Here is a 1,631-nt window from a genome sequence, read left to right on the forward strand (position 1 = left end):
CCGCCCGCCTGTGGCAGGAGTACCTGTTCAGCGCCGAGGGCCAGAACCTCTTCCTGGGCGGCTACGCCACCCCGGCCACCTTCGACGCCCTGAAGAAGGACGGCACCCTCGACGCCGCGGCCGCCGCCAAGCTGCCGACCGTCGAGAAGCCGTTCACCACCTTCCCGACCCAGGACCAGATCACCGCCGCCAAGAAGGTCGTCACCGAGAACTGGACCAAGGCGATCGCTGGCTGACGATCAGTCAGCAGAACTCGAACGGGCTGATCCCACACATGACCACGGCTCCCACCCCGGTGCCGACCACCCTCGCCGCCACCGACACCGGTGGCGGCGCGGGGGCGTCCGCCACCGCCACCACGACCACCCCCACCCACCGCCGGCGCCCCCGCCGGCGCCTCGGCGGCGCCTCCTGGCTGGCCACCGTGCCGCTCTTCCTCTTCTTCGTGATCGGCTTCGGCCTGCCGGCCGTCGCGATCGTGATCGGCGCCTTCACCACCTCCACCGACGCGGAGGGCGGCGGCGGCCAGTTCACCCTCGACAACGTCGCCGCGTCCGTCCAGGGCGCGTACCGGACGGCGATGGTCAGCAGCCTCGAGCTCTCCGCGCTCACCGCGCTGCTCGCCACCCTGATCGGCCTGCCGATCGCCCAGGCCGTGGTGACCTCCCGGCACGCCTGGCTGCGCCAGGCCGTGCTGACCGCCTCCGGCGTGCTCGCCAACTTCGGCGGGCTGCCGCTCGCCTTCGCGTTCGTCGCCACCCTGGGCAACGCCGGCGAGGTCACCAAGCTGCTGCACCTCACCGACCACGGGTGGACGCTCTACTCGTTCACCGGTCTGACGATCGTCTACCTGTACTTCCTGATCCCGCTGATGGTGCTCACCGTCACCCCGGCCCTGGACGGCCTGCGGGTCCAGTGGCGCGAGGCGGCCCACAACAACCGGGCCACCACCGTGCAGTACTGGCGCCACGTCGCGCTGCCGATCCTGCTGCCCTCGCTGCTCGGCGGCTTCGTCCTGCTCTTCGGCAGCGCCTTCGCCGCGTACGCCACCGCCGCCGCCATGGTCGGCGCGACCGTCCCGCTGGTCAGCCGCTCGATCGCGGACGCGCTCTCCGGCAACGTGCTGGTCGGACAGGGCAACCTCGCCCTCGCCCTCAGCCTCGACATGATCGTGGTGGCCGTCCTGGTGATGGCCGTCTACCTGCCCCTCCAGCGCCGGAGCGCCCGATGGCTCAGCTGACCCCCGCCCGCACCACGTCCCCGCGCCGCAAGGTGCGCTGGTGGCGCGGCGCCGTCCTGCTGCTCGCCGGGATCTACTTCATCGTGCCGCTGGCCGCCGCCGGGTACTTCTCGATCGACGACCCCAAGGGCTTCTCCTTCGAGGCCTACACCGGCCTGCTGAGCGCGGAGGGCTTCCTGGAGAGCCTCTGGCTCACCCTCGGCCTGGCCCTCGTCACCGTCGTGGTGCTGCTGCTCCTGCTGGTACCGGCCCTGGTCGCGGTCCGGCTCGGCTCGCCCCGGCTGCGCCCGGTGATCGACGTGCTCTGCACCCTGCCTCTGGTGGTCCCGCCGGTCGCACTGACCGCCGGTCTGATCGGCGTGCTCCGCTGGGGCCCGGACTACCTGATGGA

1 protein-coding gene and 2 pseudogenes are annotated in these 1,631 nt (G+C 71.9%); all 3 read left to right on the forward strand.

Translation table 11 applies throughout. The features are described 5' to 3' along the window. A pseudogene (locus MCM47_RS40375) lies at nt 1–236 on the forward strand (ABC transporter substrate-binding protein); the annotation flags it as partial. Between the two features lie 38 nt (nt 237–274). Further along, nucleotides 275–1,240, forward strand: coding sequence for an ABC transporter permease subunit (locus MCM47_RS40380; RefSeq protein WP_238863161.1), 966 nt, complete (start codon nt 275–277; stop codon nt 1,238–1,240). Continuing rightward, nucleotides 1,228–1,631: pseudogene (locus MCM47_RS40385) on the forward strand (ABC transporter permease); the annotation flags it as partial. The gene MCM47_RS40380 and the pseudogene MCM47_RS40385, both read left to right, overlap by 13 nt.

Source organism: Kitasatospora sp. A2-31 (assembly GCF_022288725.1).
In the GTDB taxonomy this organism is placed as follows: Bacteria; Actinomycetota; Actinomycetes; order Streptomycetales; family Streptomycetaceae; genus Kitasatospora.

What these genes read in the sequence shown, in the direction of transcription:
- MCM47_RS40380 (WP_238863161.1), top strand. Translation starts at nt 275, where the DNA reads ATGACCACGGCTCCCACCCCGGTGCCGACCACCCTCGCCGCCACCGAC.